12 protein-coding genes and 1 tRNA gene are annotated in these 14,990 nt (G+C 65.8%); 4 read left to right on the plus strand and 9 right to left on the minus strand.

Going from position 1 to position 14,990, the window contains the following annotated elements:
* Nucleotides 1-7 precede the first annotated feature (7 nt).
* The 3 genes from J2X45_RS03855 to J2X45_RS03865 form a co-directional block, all read right to left on the minus strand.
* A complete protein-coding gene (locus tag J2X45_RS03855; RefSeq protein WP_310211489.1) occupies nt 8-1,300 on the minus strand; it encodes a CmpA/NrtA family ABC transporter substrate-binding protein in 1,293 nt (430 codons plus the stop codon).
* Nucleotides 1,301-1,311: 11 nt separating this feature from the next.
* Complete coding sequence (locus J2X45_RS03860; RefSeq protein ID WP_310211491.1) at nt 1,312-2,724, minus strand: alginate export family protein; 1,413 nt, start codon at nt 2,722-2,724, stop codon at nt 1,312-1,314.
* A 345-nt stretch (nt 2,725-3,069) separates the two neighbouring features.
* Complete coding sequence (locus J2X45_RS03865) at nt 3,070-4,521, minus strand: ShlB/FhaC/HecB family hemolysin secretion/activation protein (RefSeq protein WP_310211493.1); 1,452 nt, start codon at nt 4,519-4,521, stop codon at nt 3,070-3,072.
* A gap of 295 nt (nt 4,522-4,816) precedes the next feature.
* On the opposite strand from J2X45_RS03865, the gene J2X45_RS03870 reads away from it, so the two are divergent.
* The 3 genes from J2X45_RS03870 (at nt 4,817) to J2X45_RS03880 (ending at nt 9,588) form a co-directional block, all read left to right on the plus strand.
* Nucleotides 4,817-6,760 (plus strand): FecR family protein, encoded by a 1,944-nt coding sequence (locus tag J2X45_RS03870; RefSeq protein ID WP_310211496.1) that lies wholly within the window; start codon nt 4,817-4,819, stop codon nt 6,758-6,760.
* A 6-nt stretch (nt 6,761-6,766) separates the two neighbouring features.
* A complete protein-coding gene (locus J2X45_RS03875) occupies nt 6,767-9,133 on the plus strand; it encodes a CHASE2 domain-containing protein (RefSeq protein ID WP_310211498.1) in 2,367 nt (788 codons plus the stop codon).
* Nucleotides 9,134-9,195: 62 nt separating this feature from the next.
* Nucleotides 9,196-9,588, plus strand: coding sequence for a response regulator (locus J2X45_RS03880; RefSeq protein WP_310211500.1), 393 nt, complete (start codon nt 9,196-9,198; stop codon nt 9,586-9,588).
* A gap of 376 nt (nt 9,589-9,964) precedes the next feature.
* Here the strand turns inward: J2X45_RS03880 and J2X45_RS03885 are convergent, their stop codons facing one another.
* The 6 genes from J2X45_RS03885 to J2X45_RS03910 form a co-directional block, all read right to left on the minus strand.
* Nucleotides 9,965-10,171: a hypothetical protein gene (locus J2X45_RS03885; protein WP_096051306.1), complete on the minus strand. Its 207-nt coding sequence runs from the start codon at nt 10,169-10,171 to the stop codon at nt 9,965-9,967.
* A 222-nt stretch (nt 10,172-10,393) separates the two neighbouring features.
* Nucleotides 10,394-11,212, minus strand: coding sequence for an MBL fold metallo-hydrolase (locus J2X45_RS03890; protein ID WP_310211502.1), 819 nt, complete (start codon nt 11,210-11,212; stop codon nt 10,394-10,396).
* Nucleotides 11,209-11,997 (minus strand): TatD family hydrolase, encoded by a 789-nt coding sequence (locus J2X45_RS03895; RefSeq protein WP_310211504.1) that lies wholly within the window; start codon nt 11,995-11,997, stop codon nt 11,209-11,211. The genes J2X45_RS03890 and J2X45_RS03895 overlap by 4 nt, the downstream gene beginning before the upstream one ends.
* Nucleotides 11,994-13,004, minus strand: a complete 1,011-nt coding sequence (locus J2X45_RS03900) for a DNA polymerase III subunit delta' (RefSeq protein WP_310212090.1) — start codon at nt 13,002-13,004, stop codon at nt 11,994-11,996. The genes J2X45_RS03895 and J2X45_RS03900 overlap by 4 nt, the downstream gene beginning before the upstream one ends.
* A complete protein-coding gene (gene tmk / locus J2X45_RS03905; RefSeq protein ID WP_310211506.1) occupies nt 13,001-13,627 on the minus strand; it encodes a dTMP kinase in 627 nt (208 codons plus the stop codon). The genes J2X45_RS03900 and tmk overlap by 4 nt, the downstream gene beginning before the upstream one ends.
* A gap of 144 nt (nt 13,628-13,771) precedes the next feature.
* Entirely contained in the window at nt 13,772-14,767 is a 996-nt protein-coding gene (locus J2X45_RS03910; RefSeq protein ID WP_310211508.1) for a septal ring lytic transglycosylase RlpA family protein, read from the minus strand.
* A 103-nt stretch (nt 14,768-14,870) separates the two neighbouring features.
* On the opposite strand from J2X45_RS03910, the gene J2X45_RS03915 reads away from it, so the two are divergent.
* Nucleotides 14,871-14,960 (plus strand) — tRNA-Ser (locus tag J2X45_RS03915).
* Nucleotides 14,961-14,990 lie beyond the last annotated feature (30 nt).

A 14,990-nucleotide genomic window follows, 5' to 3' on the forward strand; every position in this document is an offset into this window, starting at 1 on the left:
CGTCTCCCTAGACCAGCTTCTTGATCGGCTGGCTGGCCAGGTAGGCGCCCGGATTGGCCGGGTCGAAGACCTTGCCGTCGAAGAAGCGCTCGACGCCGCGGCTGTCGCCGGCCGGACCCGCCTGGCCAATCGACTTGGCGGCGGCGCGCCAGATGTCAGAGCGGTTGACCTTATCGACCAGGGCCTTGGTGTTGGTCTTTTGCGGCAGCACGCCCCAGCGGATGTCTTCGGTCAGGAACCACAGATCGTGGGACTTGAACGGGAAGCTGGCGTTGTCGGCCCAGAACTTCATCCGGTGCGGCGAGTTCTTCAGCGTGCGACCGTCGCCATAGTCCACCGTGCCTTGCAGGCGGGGCAGGATGTCACCCATCGGCACGTTGATGTACTGGCGGCCCGACACGATCGAGCACATCTGCGGTAGGTTCGACGCCTTGTCGCACCACATCTGGGCTTCCTGCACCGCAGCCGTGATCGCCTGGGCCGCGCGCGGATACTTGTCGACCCACGAAGCCCGCATGCCGAGCGCCTTCTCGGGGTGGTTCATCCATAGCTCGGAGGTCAAGCAGGCCGTATAGCCGACCTTCTGGTTGACCAGTTGGCCGTTCCAGGGTTCGCCCACGCAGAAGGCGTCCTGCGTGCCGGCCTTCATGTTGGCCACCATCTGCGGCGGCGGGATCACGATGGTCGAGACATCGACGTCAGGGTTGATGCCGCCCGCCGCAAGCCAGTAGCGCACCCAAAGGTCGTGCGTGCCGCCGCGGAAGGTCATGGCGACCTTGGCGATGTTACCCGCTGCCTTCATCTGCAGGAACTTGGCCTTGGCCCCGGCGCTGTTGAGGCCGACCTTCACGCTCTTGAGGTCGTTGCCGACCGAAATCCCCTGCCCGTTCGTGTTCAGGCGCGCCAAGATGTACATCGGCGTCGGCGCGCCGCCGGTGATCGTTCCGGTGGTCATCAAATAGGGCATAGGCGTCAGGATGTGCGCGCCGTCGATGCCGCCGCGTTCAGCGCCCAGCACCAGGTTGTCACGGGTGGCGGCCCAGGAGGCCTGCTTGACCACCTCGATGTCGGGCATGCCGTACTTGGCGAACAGGCCGCGTTCCTTGGCGATGATCAGCGGCGAGCTGTCGGTCAGGGCGATAAAGCCCAGCCGCGCCTTGGCGACTTCGGGGCCCGCCCCGGCGGCGTGAGCGCCGCCCGGGAAGGCGACCTTGGCGGCGGCGAGCGTGGCGGCCGCGCCCATCAGGGCGCCGCGACGGGTCAGGCCAGACGCTGGCTTGTCAGTCTTGGTCATGATCACAGATCCCAGGTCTAGAATTTGTATTCGAGGGTCAGCCAGGTCTTGGTGCGCGAGGCTGGCGGCGCGGCGGTCCCGACGGGCACGGTCTTGGCCCGCTCGAAGTCGGCGTACTTCAGTTGAACCGAGAGTTTGGTGGTGATGGCGGCCGTGTACTGGAGGTTCCACTCGTGGCCGAGGTCCACGCCGGTCCGCTCGCTGGTGAAGTCGTGGTAGCGGACGATCAGATCGATGTTGAAGAAGTAGGTCGCCCGGAAGCGCGGCTTGACGTTTAGGGACAGGTTCAGGTCCTTGATCCCATCGACGAAGCTCTTGTTGCCGCCGGGGGAGACGAAGGCGTCGCTCCAGCCGTTGAAGGCATGGACCGTGGCCAGCGGCGTGGTGAAGCCCCTAGCACCGTCGCCCTCGAGGGACTCGTAGGCCAGCTTGACCGAATAGATGTCGAATGTGCCCGCGATGTCTGCCGACAAATAGTCCAACGCGTAGTCTGCGGTGTTGCGATGGTAGTCGGACTGTCGGGCGAAGGTGGCGTTGTAGGCCACCTGATAGAGACCTAGCCACGTCTTACCCGAGGCCTTCACCCCCTTGGTCAGTGACGAATTGATCGCCGAGTTGCCAAAGTCGAGCGCGTAGACGAAGCCCTGCACGCGCAAAGCCTCGGCTGGCGACCAAGTAGCGTTGAACAGGTGGCTGTCGCTGTCCCAGTCGCGCAGTTCGCCCAAAATCCGGTTGATGTGCGTGACGTAGGCGTAGGTCGCCTTTAAGCGGCCGTAAGACAGATCTGCTCGGACGGCGTCAAATGTCTGCTCGTCCTGCCGCCAGCCGACATTGCCGACAAAGCGTTGGTCATCCAGCAGGATGCGTTGGCGACCTGCGGTGATCTGAACCGCCGCGTTCGGCGTCCAGGTCAGTTGGGCCCGGTTCAGTTCGGTGACGTCTGGATCGTTGATGATCGGATAGCGCGCCTTGTCGGCCCCGTTCAGCGGAGGCGTCGTCGCACCGGGCACGTTGACAGCGTAGTGCTCGTTGCCGACCTGACGGACATCCTCGAACTCAACCAGACCCTTCACGGCCTTGAACTCAGCCGTTTCCCAGCCCACACGCGTGCGGACGGTGAAGGCGTCGCCCTTTTCACGCAGAGTGGCCGTGCGGGTCTGATCGACGGTTTCGTAGCGGCTCCGCACCTCGAGGATCAGCTTGCCTGCGCCGATCTGGTCGCTGAGCGTCGGTGGCGGCGGCGCGGGTGGTGGCGCGGGCTCGGGTTCGGCGGCTGACTCCGCAACGGGTTCTGGCGCCAACTGCTGCGCAGCCGCTTCGTCAACCGGCTTTGCGTTCGGATCGGGCGCCGCCTGCGACCAAGCGGCTGTACTCCAGGCGAGCGTGCTCACGGCCGCGCCGCAGCGCAGCAGAAACCGGACAGATTTCATGCCTTCATCCCCTAAGGCCAAAACAAAAGACGCCCGGCGAGACCACGCGCAGTGGTCTCCCCGGACGTCGTTGTCCAAGCTTGCCAGACGGCCTACAGCGCCGCCGGCGGCTCTTGCGAGCCAACGGGAAACCTCGTTGTTCCCCGTGTCTCGAACAGTTGACGAGAGCCTTGCGGCGACGACAACCGATAAGCGGCCTGACTCTCCCGTCTAAGCGTCCGCGCACGAATATTGCACAGCAGCAAAGCACGACTGCGCAGATCTCTGCCCACTATTGTCGCGCTTCAAGCCAGTCGGCGAGATGCGACAAAGGCTAGCGCGCCTGAAACCTGCGGAAACGAGCGCCTAGAACCATGCCCAGAGCGAGCCGAACGCGCGCCAGTCTTTGTCGCCCGTCTCGAAGGGCGTCCGGCTGAGTGGCCTTGCGGCTTCCAGCTTGGCGGTAAAGCGGCCATGGAGCGTCACGCGCAGCCCCGCGCCCGCCGATGAAAACGCCGCAGACGGCACGCTGACGGCGCTGGCCTTGTTCCAGACCTTGGCCGCATCGACGAAGACATAGGTCTGAAAGAAGGTGATCGCCGATTTCTTGGGGGCGAACCCGTAGCGAAGCTCGGCCAGCCCGGCCACACCACTGTCGCCGGAAATCTCAGCATAGTTATAGGCTCGCCCGTACGGCTGACCGCCCGGCGCGAACTCCTCGGACAGCAGCAAAGCGCCAGGACTCCATTGCCCGTCGGCGGCAAGGTAGACGCCGGCCCGGGACCCGATGTCGCGATAATGACTGGCGCCGAAATTGACCTTCCAGAAGTCGCCGTCCGCGTCATAGCGCGAGTGCGACGTGCCGGCGTCGCGCGTCGCGCCAAGAACTTCCAGCCCCTTGGACACCTGAACGTAGCCGCTGATTGAACTGTCGCCGCCGCCGTGATCCGCCTGCAGCGAGCCGCGCAACACACGAAGGTCGTCGGAATAGGCGCCATTGTTGCGGAAAACCTGCTCGACGTGGCGCCCATCGACGGTGACCGCCGCCCATAGCGATTGCTTGCGCCCCCGAATGAGTGGTTGGGCCACGCGCAGGCTCGCCGCACGGCTCTGGGTGCCGACCTTGTTGTTTAGCGGGGTGGAGCCCTGCCGCGACTCCGAGGCCGAGACGGCGGCCCGCATGCGCGCCCCCGAAGCCAGAGAGGCCCCGTAGGACAACTCTCCCTGGACGAACTCGCCCGGATCGTCCGGCACGGTCAGGACGGAGATCGCGAGTTGGTCTCCCGATCGGAGCAGGCTATTGCGGGCGATACGCGTGTTGGCCTGAACAGGACCGACCGACTTGGCGCCACGATTGTCCAAATAGACGCTTCCACTCCAACGCTTCAGCCCGGCGGCGACGACAAGCTTGTGGCGAGCCGGGTCTTCCAGGAACGGCTCGAGCCGCGAGCGCGGCTGGACGCCGGGAAGGTCTGCGGCCAGGGTCAGTCGGCGTTCCAGATCGGTCAGACGAAGCGGCCGCCGCTCGGTAAGCCCGGCCAGCATGGCTTCCAGCGCCGGCGCGGCGTCACCGGTCACCTCGACCTCGCCGACATAGCCCTCATAGACCCGGATACGCGCATGCCCGCCCGGCGGCTGGGGCGGAACGATAGCGCGTGTGAGGAAGTATCCGTCTGCGCGGTACTTATCAGTGATCGCCTGGGCGATCTTCACCAGATCGTCCATCGTGATCTCCCGCGCCAGGTAGGAGGCGTAGAGCGGCGCCAGATCCTTCAGGGGATAGGCGCTCACGCCGTCGACCGTGACACTGGTCAGCACGAAGCGCGCGTGAGCAGGGGCAGCCGAGGGAGTCGCCTCTCGGGCGGAAGCCGGAGCAAGAAAGCCGGACGCGACCAGAAGTGGAGCGACCATCATGAGCTTAACCTTCAGAAATACTTCGCCCCTCCGCACGTCGCCTCGCACCTCCAATATCAACCGCAAGATGTTCTAGTATATGTAAGAGATAAACCCTCCATTAACGCAGTTTGTAAACCAGGCCGGTTAGCTTGGAGTTAGAAAGTCCGCTTTATACCTAGGCAAATACACCGGGGCTATGCGGCGAAGGAACCGTCAAATGAGCATCTCGCGCGGGCCTATCGCCATCTCTGTCACGGCGCTGCTGACCCTGTACGGCGGCTGTGTCTTTGCCGCCGACTGGAAACTCGTCGAAGTCAACGGCGTGGTCCGTATCGCTGCCCCCGGAAAAGCCCCCGCTACCGCGCAGGCCAATCAGGTCGTGCCGGTCGGCAGTGTCGTCACCACCGCAGCCGGCGGTCGCGCGGCTCTCTACAATGGCGCGCAGCGCATCACGCTGGCGCCCAACAGCCGCATGACTGTCGCTCCGGAGTCGAATGACGGCTTGACCCGTGTGATGCAGGACCTGGGCTCGATCCTCTTCCAGATCAACAAGAAGCCGACCCAGCATTTTCGTGTCGAAACGCCGCTGCTGGCGGCTGTCGTCAAGGGCACGACGTTTACCGTGAACGTCGAGCTGAACGCCGACTCCGTCCACGTGGCTGAAGGTCTGGTAGAGGTGCGGGCCAATCAGGGCAACGCCGTCCGCGATGTGAGCGCGGGCGCGACCGGGGCCGTCATGCGCGATGCGCCGCAGCAGCTGAACGTCGAGGTTCCGAGCGCCGCTACCGACGCACCCCTGCCGCCTCAGACGGCCGCGATCGACTACAACCTGGTTTCCGGCGGCCTGATCGAAGGCCCGATCCAACAAGGTGCGATGGTTTCGACATCGGGCCTGCACGCAGCGGCGGAGGCTGCAGCGCCGGCGCAAAATGAAAATCCTGCGGCGACCGTTCTCGCGCTCGCCTCCCCGCCGCCCTACGCGCCCACCAGCACCGAGGCCAGTGGGGACGCCGTCCTCGCGGCCACGGTGACCAACAGCGCCGCCGGCGCGAACGCCGGGACAGACGGTCTCGCTGCGGGCGCCGCCGCCAACGGCTCGGGCAACGGCAACAGCGGCGGCAACACCGGCGTCGGCTCGGACAACAGCAACGCCGGCGGCAACGGCAACAGCGGCGGCTCAGGCAACAGCAATGCCGGTGGCAACGGAGCCAGCGGCTCAAGCAACAGCAACGCCGGTGCAAACGGCAACGGCAACAGCGGCGGCAACGGCAACGCCGGCGGAAACGGCAATGGTAACGCCGGCGGCAACACCGGCGGCGGCTCAGGCAACAGCAATGCCGGTGGCAACGGAGCCAGCGGGTCGAGCAACAGCAACGCCGGTGCAAACGGCAACAGCGGCGTCGGCACCGACAACAACAACGCCGGTGGCAACGGCAACGGCAACGGCAATGCCGGCGGCGGCTCCACGTCCGGCGCCTCGGGCGGCTCCAACGGTGACGGCAACACCTCCACCGTCTCCAGCAACGGGAGCGGGAACGGCAACGGCAATGCCGGCGGCGGCTCCACGTCCGGCGCCTCGGGCGGCTCCAACGGTGACGGCAACACCTCCACCGTCTCCAGCAACGGGAGCGGGAACGGCAACGGCAATGCCGGCGGCGGCTCCACCACCGGCGCTACAGGCGGCTCCAACGGCGACGGCAACGGCAACGCCGGCACCAGCAACGGGAACGGCAACGGCAACGCCGGCGGCGGCTCCACCACCGGCGCTTCGGGCGGCTCCAGCGGGGACGGCAGCACCTCCACCGGCTCCAGCAACGGCAACGGCAACGGCAACGGTAACGCCGCCGGCGGCGGCGGCTCCACCTCCGGCGCTTCGGGTGGCTCCAACGGCGACGGCAACGGCAACGCCGGCACCAGCAACGGGAACGGCAACGGCAACGCCGGCGGCGGCTCCGCCACCGGCGCTACAGGCGGCTCCAACGGCGACGGCAGCACCTCCACCGGCTCCAGCAACGGGAGCGGGAACGGCAACGGCAACGGCAACGGCAATGCCGGCGGCGGCTCCACCACCGGCGCTGCGGGCGGCTCCAACGGCGACGCCTCGACAGGTTCGGGCAACAGCGGCGGGAACGGCAACGGCAATGGCGGACCGAAGGAATAGGTCCTGATGAAAGCCGGATCGCCTCGACGCAAAGACACCCTTGCGCGCCTCCAGCGCGCGGCTGGCGTATTGATCGTCGCGGCGGCCGCATGCCTGGCCTATGCCCTGGGCGCACTGTCTCCACTTGACGACGCCCTATCGCAGCAACGCTTCAGGCTGCTCTCGCGACAGCCCAGCGCCACCCTCACAGTGGTGGAGATCGACGTCGACAGCCTCCGGGCGGCCGAAACCTGGCCCTGGAGCCGCGAACGCTTCGCCAAGGCCATCGACAACCTCAACCGCGCCGGGGCTCAAACTGTCGGCCTGGACGTCGACTTCAGCGCCCGCTCGTCCGTCGCCGCCGATGACGCGCTGGCGACGGTCATCCGCCGCTGGCCCGGCCAGGTGATCCTGCCCACCTTCGTCCAACAGGCCGGGCATGGCGCCGACAGGCGCCAAGTGGCGACCCGCCCGCTCGCCGCTCTGGCGGAAGAAGCGATCCTAGCCAGCGTCAACGTCCCGGTGGACGCCGACGGCCGGGTGCGACGATATCCGAACGGCTTCGAGACAGTGGACGGCCTGCGCCCATCGATGGCCGCCACACTGCTGGGTCGGTCGCCAAGGGCGGCGAGCTTTCTGATCGACTACGGCCTCGACGCCAAGGCGATCAACCGGATCAGCTTCCAGGACGTCTATGCGGGTCGCTTCGATCCCGCCCTCGTGCGCGGCAAAAACGTGCTGATCGGGTCGACGGCGATCGAGCTGGGCGACCAGTTCGCTACACCAAAGCGCGGCGTGCTCCAGGGTGTCTATATCCACGCTCTGGCCTATGAGAGCCTGCTGGCCGGCCGCGATCTGCGCCCGCTCGGATGGCCGTTTCTGGTCATGGCCGTCATCTTGACCGCGACGTTTCTGCGTCCGAGAGCCAAGGCCGATTACGGCAGCGCTCTGCGCCGGCACGTCCTGGTCCTGACCCTTGCGCTCGGCCTGCCCGTCGCGCTGCAGGCCTGGGCGCCGATCTCGGTCGACGCCGCCCCCGTCCTGGTCGCTCAAGGACTGAGCCTGGTCTGGCTGGTCCGCACTGAACTCAAGCGTCGCGCCGACAGTGTGATCGAAGCGCGCGAGACGCATCTGCGACAACTGGCCGACCACATGCGTGAAAGCCGCGACCGCATCCGTGTGGCGCACGACGAGCTCGCCGTCGCCAACGCCGCGCTTGACCGCGCGCTCAGGGCGCGAACCGACTTCCTCGCCATGACCAGCCACGAGATCCGCACGCCGCTGAACGGCGTGATGGGAATGACCCAGGTCATCCTGGCCGATCCCAACTTACCCGCCGGGGTGCGCGAGAAAGTGCGCCTCGCCCACGCCAGTGGCGAAACCATGCTCGCGCTCGTCAATGACCTGCTGGACGTCGCCAAGATGGAAAGCGGGACGATCTCAATCGCCAAGGCCCGGATGGACCTTCACAGCCTCTTCGACGAGACGCTCGCGCTCTGGTCGGACAAGGCCCGCGCGAAGGGGCTGTCTCTGTACGGCGATCGCGCTGGAACACCGTCGCTGATTGAGGAAGACGCCGGCCGCCTTCGCCAGATTCTGTTCAACCTGTTGGGCAATGCGATCAAGTTCACGGATAAGGGCCAAGTGTCACTTACGGCAGGTGTCGATGCGTCGGATGCCGGCGACCAACTTGTGATCCAAGTGTCCGACTCCGGCATAGGCATAGCGCCGGAAGACATCGAACGTATTTTCGAACCCTTCACCCAGGCCGACGCCAGCACGACGCGAAAGCACGAGGGAACCGGGCTTGGCCTGGCGATCTGCCGACGCCTCGCCGTCGCCATGGGCGGAACGCTTGTGGCGGAAAGCGAAATTGGCTCCGGCTCGGTCTTCACGGTCAGGCTACCTCTCCGTGCGATCTGCACCAAAGGCCGTCAGGCAGGCGCCCCCGAAACTCTCTCCACTGCGTCGGCGCTGCTTGTCGAGGGCAACCCCCTGGCCCGGGGCGTGATGAAGGCGACACTTTCAGACAGGGTCGCGTCTCTCGAAATCGCCGCGTCGCTCGCCGAGGCGCTTTCGGCGATGGCGCTCCGCAACTACGACGTCCTGCTCGTCGAGGGGAAGGTGCTGGGCGGGCTGCCCGACGAGCTCATCAACAATCTTCGCCACCTGAAGAAATCCGGCGCCGCTCAGCGGGTTGCCTTAATGTGGGGCGGAGATCCGGGCGAGGTCGCGGCGCTGTCGGAAGTCGCCGATCTGGTGGTGCAGAAGCCGATCTCCCCCGCCGAACTGGTCGAAAGACTGGACGGGCTGTTCATGACGTCGCCAGCGCCCAGCGCAGAGGTTTACAAAGACATTTTGTCGCAGCCAACCGAGGAAGGGCGGGCCGCTTAGTGTTTTGTAAGACCGAAGGATCAATCCTCTCCCCCCGAAAGACAACGTATTGAGAGGTCCAGATGCGCGTGCTCTTCGTCGATGACAACGCCATGAACCGGACGGTCGTGAAGAGCATGCTCACGGCCGCAGAGGTGGTGATGGTCGAAGCCGAGAGCGCCGAGATCGGCCTCGACCTGATCGAGGCGGACCACTTCGACCTGATTCTGATGGACCTGCGCATGCCGGGCATGGACGGGCTGGCGGCGATCGCCCACATTCGCGCGCGCCTGGACGAAAAGGCCCGTCTTCCGATCATTGTCGTGACCGCCGACAATGGCCCCGACATCCGCGCCAGGGCCTGCGCAATCGGCGCGAATGACCTCCTCCACAAACCCGTGCAGATGGAGACCCTGTTCGACGCCATTGGCCGAGCCATCGCCGCCAGCGGCGAATCCAGAGCTGTTCTAGCTTAGATCCTTCGCCGACGCTTTTCACAGCGCCCTCGCGCTTCGCGCGATTGGAGGTTGAGTGAAGCGATAGAACAGATTTTCCCGATCGCGGGAGCCAGCACCTCTGCCGCCGTCAAAAAGCGGACCTTCCCAACTTCGGTCATTGAGTCAAATAGAGGCCTGAGAGGGAGTGCGGATTCTCATCCACAGAGGAAGTCTGAACGTCAAAGCCACGTCTGGCGCCGATGGCGGTTCATAAACTCAGATTTTTCAGCCAGTTGCTAAAAGCAACATCCCCCGGACATGCGCAGGTTCGGAAATAATAATGGTACTGCGTTGATGGTGCTGCGCGCTCCAGTGGCGCTGCGCAGAACATAAGGTAATCAGGGAAAAACAGCGCCTAGGCGGCGACGCGAGCGTCTAGAGCGGCCAGCTTGGCGAGCACCCGATCAAGTGTCGAGCGCTTCACTGGTTTGCCGTCGCGAAGCTTCGTCCAGGTCGTTTCGCTGATCGCGTAACAGTCGAACAAATGCTCACGCGTGACCGCCGGCAGGCGCGCCCGCAGGCGTTGGAATACTTCTCGCGAGATGGTGACGGTTTCGGCCATGGTCTTTGGGCGAGTGAATCTCGGGAAAATGACTCTACCGCGTCCCTATGACGGTGTTGTTGGACGAGCTTATTTCAACGCTGTTACGTAAGGCCAAGTTTTCACCAAACTGACGCTTCGGCGAGTTTGCGCGCCCAGACGTCAAGCCGCCGTTCCTGCGGTGAGCAATGACGACGCAATGCCTGCAAATGCGCAAACTTGCCAGGCAAGCGCGCGTCGTTCCTAGCGCGTCCCTGAAACGCTGATGCGCATGCCATCGTAGCCAGGCTCGACATTCGCGGGCAAACGCGCCGCCAGCGCCTGGTAGTCCAGGTCGATGTGCAGATTGGTCAGGATTGCGCGGCGGGGCTTGGCGCGCGCGATCCATTCCAGGGCAAGATCGACATGGGCGTGCGTGGGATGCGGAGTCCAGCGCAGCGCGTCGACAATCCAGACATCCAGGTCCTGAAGCGCCGCCCAGCTTTCCTCGGGTATGGCGCGCGCATCCGGCGTATAGGCTACGCCGCCGATCCGATAGCCGACCGCGCGCACCTCGCCGTGATCCACATCGAAGGTCTGGACGGCGATATCGCCGCTCGGGCCCTCGATCGTGAAGTCCACGCCGAGCGGCGGGATCAGCCGCGGCTCGCAGATCGCGGGGTAACCGCCCTGACTGACGAAGATGTAGGTGAAGCGCTGCGTCAAACCGTCGTACGTCGCCTGATCCATATAAGTCGGGATTCTGGCGCGCTGATTGAGAAAGAACGGACGCAGGTCATCGATGCCGTGGGCCTGATCGGCGTGGTCGTGGGTGAACAGCGCCGCGTCCATGCGGCGCACGCCCGCCCTCGCCGTCTGCAGCCGCAGATCTGGCGAGGTGTCGATGATCAAGGTCGTCTCGTGCAACGGGCCCGCTGGCGACGGACGACGCACCAGCAGCGAACAGCGCGACCGGTGATTTCGCGGGTCGCTCGGATCACAGTCGCCCCAGTTGCCGTCCGCGCGCGGCACGCCGCCCGAGGATCCGGAGCCCAGGATCGTGAACTCGAGCGCGCCGCTCACGGGCGCGGGATCCGATCGAACAACGCGAAGAACGCGTCTTCGGTCCGCTGCTCGGTTTCGGCGCGGCTCCAGCCCCGGATCTCGGCGAGCTTATCGTAGATGTGCGGCAGGAAAGCCGGCTCGTTGCGACGCCCGCGCATGGGCACGGGAGCCAGATACGGGCAGTCGGTCTCGACGATGATGCGGTCGGCGGGCATGTCGCGGATGACCGCCCTCACCTCTTCGGCCGCCTTGAACGTCGCGATGCCCGAGACCGAGAACCAGGCGCCCAGCGCGGCCGCCCGCGCGGCCAGTTCGGCGCCGCTGGTGTAGCAGTGCATCAGGATCTTGAATGGCCCCGCCGCATGCTCGGCCTCGAGGATCTCGCCCATAACCTCGTCGGCTTCACGCGTATGCAGGACCAGCGGCAGCCCGCTCTCGCGCGCCGCGATACAGTGTTGGCGGAAGACGGCAGCCTGCACCTCGCGGGGCGACAGGTCGTAGTGGAAATCCAGCCCGCACTCGCCGATGCCGACCACACGCGGTCGCTGGGCCAGCTCCACAAGGGTCGCGGCGGTCAGGTTCGGGTTTTCCTTGGCCTCGTGGGGGTGCGTGCCGACGGTGCACCAGATGTCCGGCTCGGCCATGGCGATGGCGTGGACGGCCTCGAACGAGGAGACCTTGTCGCAGATGGTCACCATCATGGCGATCCCGGCCTCGCGCGCGCGCGCGATGACGGCGTCCTTGTCTTCGGCGAACTGAGGCGCGTGAAGGTTTACGTGACTGTCGATGAGCATGCGGCTCACATCGCCGTCTTGGCCGCCGCGCGCAAGTCCGAGATCACACTCCAGAACACATCGGCCCGGTCAAGGTTCACCGCCTCGGCCTCGGCCGGCCAGCTCGAGAGCCGCTCCCACGCCGCCGCCCAACGGTCGAGGCCCGGGGAGTTCTTGCCGTCTGCGGCGACCTGGGTTGCGAAGATGCGGACCTGATCGGCCAGGCGATCCATAAGAAGCTCGAACCGCGCCGCGCCCTCGGCGCCGCGGAAGGTGTCGGCCATGGCCAGCAGCGCGCCCTCGTCGAGCTTTGGCAGGCTGCGCAGAATCTCGTTGGCGGCGTCGTCGATCGCAATCGCCCCGGCGGCCGCCAGTTGCAACGCCCGTCCCGGCGCGCCATGCGCCATCCGCGCCAGGCGTTCGGCGTCGCGGTGCGGAACGTCCGCCATACGCTCAACCATCTCGGCGGCGGCCGCCACGCCCGGTGCGGGAATGGCGAGCCGGCGGCAGCGCGAGCGGATCGTCGGCAGCAGCTTGCCCGGGGCATGGCTGATCAGCAGGATCACACCTCGCGCCGGCGGCTCCTCCAGAGTCTTCAGCACCGCATTGGCGGCGTTGACGTTGAGATCGTCTGCGGCGTCGATAATGGCCACGCGATAGGGTGAGACGGCGGGCGAATTGGCGAAGAATTCCGGCAGTTTGCGTGCTTCATCGACCGGAATGGATTTACGCGCCTTGCCATCGTCGGTCAGGCGCTCCAGCACCATCAGATCGGGATGCGACCGCGCGGCGACCTGACGGCTGACCACATCCGAAGGGGCGGCGCCTAGAAGGCCTTGCGATGGGTCCGGGCGAGCACCCAGGAGGCGGCGCGCCATACGATAGGCCAGGGTCGCCTTGCCGACGCCCTCGGGGCCCGTGAGCAGCCACGCGTGGTGCAGTCGCCCGCGATCCAGCGCGTCCAGGAACGCCGCCTCGGCCGCAGATTGACCATCCAGTCGGTAGACGTCGCGAGGATGGGCCGGAGCAAGCATCAGAGGCCCAGGCGTTGCGCGACGACGTCCGTGATCGCCGCCGTAACGGCGTCGAGCTCGGCGTCGGCGTTGATCACCACGCAGCGCTCAGGCTCCTGGCGAGCAATCTCAAGATAGCCGGCGCGAAGCCGCTCGTGGAACGCCAGGCCCTTCGACTCGAACCGCGCCGCGCCGCCGCGCGCTTCGGCCCGTTGCAGGCCAACCTGAGCGGGCAGGTCAAGGATCAGCGTAAGCACTGGAATCGTACCGCCCAGCACATGCTCTTCCAAGGCGGCGATTAGGCTGGCCGGCGCATCGCCGCCTGCGCCCTGATAGGCGCGCGTAGAGTCCGCATAGCGATCGCAAAGAACGACCGCGCCGCGCGCCAGGGCCGGGCGGATCACCCGCTCAACGTGATCGCGGCGGGCCGCGTACATCAAGAGGCTTTCGGTGACCGGCGACCAGCGATCGGCGGCGCCGTTGACCAGCAGGTCGCGGATCGCCTCGGCGCCCGGACTGCCCCCCGGCTCACGCGTGACAATCACGTCGTGGCCGGCCGCGCTGAGGCGGTCGGCGAGGCGACGGATCTGGGTGGACTTTCCTGCCCCCTCCCCGCCTTCGAAACTGATGAAGAAACCCTGGGTCACCGGTCTCCATTCGACCGGTTTGAAAGGCTTGTCCAGAGCTTTGCGCGTCAGAGCAGAAGGGCTCCGACGCGATAACAGGGCCCCAAATCAAACACTTAGTGCGCGACTCGTGCCGAAACCGACTTCCACTTTCGGCGTCACGCTCTAGGGGCGCAGGATGGTTGCTCCGGAATAGCCCAGTTCCTCGACCTGGCGCCGCAGGGTCCAGGCCGCGCTCTCATCCTCGCCAGCCGCGACGGTGACCCGATAGAGGGTGCCCGTCGCCCGCTCGATCGCTTCGATCGACGCGCGGCCAGCGCTGGTGAGCTGCCTCACCGCCTTTTCGGCGTTCTCGCGGCTTGAGAACGAGCCGGCCTGAATTCGAAACGCCGACTTGCTGCTCGCGAACACCGGATCTGGCGGATTGATCGGCGGCGCGGACTGCTGGATCGGCGCAGGAGTCCAGGTCGGCTCGCGACGCGCCGGCAGCACTTGAACGCGTTGCGGCGGCTCCTGGATGTCCTCGAAGCTGCGCAGCGACGGTCGTGGTCGCGGCGGTGGCGCCTGCGGCGGCGCCGGCGCGGCTTGCGCATACTGACGGGGAGCCTCGATGGCGCGGCGGGGCGCAGGGCCAACATACTTGACCCGAACCCGCGCGACGCCCTGTCGACGATAACCCAGTTCCTCGGCGGCCGCCTTGGACAGGTCGATGATCCGGTCGCCGACGAAGGGCCCTCGATCATTGACGCGGACGATCATCTTCCGGCCGTTGTCGAGATTGGTCACCTCAACGAGGCTCGGCAAAGGTAGCGTCTTGTGGGCCGCCGACGGCAGATCCATGTCGAAGATCTCGCCGTTCGACGTCCTGCGGTTATGGAACTGCTCGCCGTACCAGGACCCGATGCCGACGACGTTGTAGTCCTTGTCCTCGTGCGGATAATACCAGACACCCTTGATCTGATAGGGCTTTTCCGTCCCGCGCAGCGGCTTGCCGTCACGGCCGATCATCGAGCCCGGTCGCGGCGCGCTGCCCGTACTGGTCGCCACCGTGCGGCCGACCTCGTACTTGGGCGTGGCGCAGGCGGCGAGGCTGAAGGCCGCCAAAGCCATCATGCTAAAGCGCCGCGCGAACCGCCAAACCTGTTCGATACCCTGGTTCATCCGATCGTCGTCCGACGGGCAGCACCCTTCCGAGCGTTAAAGTTGGCAGGTTTGTTTTGAAGTCTGGTTAAGGCGCGAGCACGCTGATATAGCCGCCTGCTCCGGACAGGTGGCCGAGTGGTTTAAGGCAGCGGTCTTGAAAACCGCCGTAGGTGGAAGCCTACCGTGGGTTCGAATCCCACCCTGTCCGCCAGACGCTTCCGCGCAGGCGGAAAACGCTTTC

Source organism: Caulobacter sp. BE264 (assembly GCF_031457805.1).
Taxonomy (GTDB): Bacteria; Pseudomonadota; Alphaproteobacteria; order Caulobacterales; family Caulobacteraceae; genus Caulobacter.

Coding starts and splice junctions, on each gene's coding strand:
- J2X45_RS03860 (WP_310211491.1), bottom strand. CDS start 2,724: ATGAAATCTGTCCGGTTTCTGCTGCGCTGCGGCGCGGCCGTGAGCACG.
- J2X45_RS03870 (WP_310211496.1), top strand. CDS start 4,817: ATGAGCATCTCGCGCGGGCCTATCGCCATCTCTGTCACGGCGCTGCTG.
- J2X45_RS03875 (WP_310211498.1), top strand. CDS start 6,767: ATGAAAGCCGGATCGCCTCGACGCAAAGACACCCTTGCGCGCCTCCAG.
- J2X45_RS03880 (WP_310211500.1), top strand. CDS start 9,196: ATGCGCGTGCTCTTCGTCGATGACAACGCCATGAACCGGACGGTCGTG.
- J2X45_RS03885 (WP_096051306.1), bottom strand. CDS start 10,171: ATGGCCGAAACCGTCACCATCTCGCGAGAAGTATTCCAACGCCTGCGG.
- J2X45_RS03910 (WP_310211508.1), bottom strand. CDS start 14,767: ATGAACCAGGGTATCGAACAGGTTTGGCGGTTCGCGCGGCGCTTTAGC.